Source organism: Xanthobacter autotrophicus (assembly GCF_029991245.1).
Lineage (GTDB): Bacteria > Pseudomonadota > Alphaproteobacteria > Rhizobiales > Xanthobacteraceae > Xanthobacter > Xanthobacter autotrophicus_C.
The window spans coordinates 1-391 of the sequence record NZ_JAIVFO010000460.1; the positions used below are offsets into that span (position 1 = coordinate 1).

Genomic DNA, 391 nt, shown 5'->3' on the forward strand with positions numbered 1-391 from the left:
CCACGAACTGGTCGTAGATCCGCACCAGACCGGGCTTTTGCTTGCCCACACCGCCGCGGCGCACGGTGAGCCACCAGGCGATCCCGCCGAGCAGGTTCACGGGCTTGACCTCCAGCGGCCGGAGCCCGACCCGCTCGAACGCGTCACGCAGGGTGGCCGGTGTGTAGCGCCGCACGTGGCCCACGGCGCGGTCGAACTCGCCGTACAGCTGCTGGTAGCCCGGCACCCAGATCGCCACCCGGCCGCCCGGCCGGGTCAGGGCCGCCATCCGGCGCAGCGCCTCGGCGTCGTCCTCGATGTGCTCGAGCACGTTGATCGCCAGCACGGTGGCCACCGGCGCACCGACCTGCTCGTCGAGCTTCTTGTCGAGGTCCAGGACCCGCGCCTCGAC

The 391-nt window shown here is 72.1% G+C and carries 1 protein-coding gene; it reads right to left on the minus strand.

The features are described from left to right. Positions 1 to 391 (minus strand): methyltransferase domain-containing protein (locus K9U41_RS23680; RefSeq protein ID WP_282643260.1); only part of this gene is annotated, 391 nt, incomplete at both ends.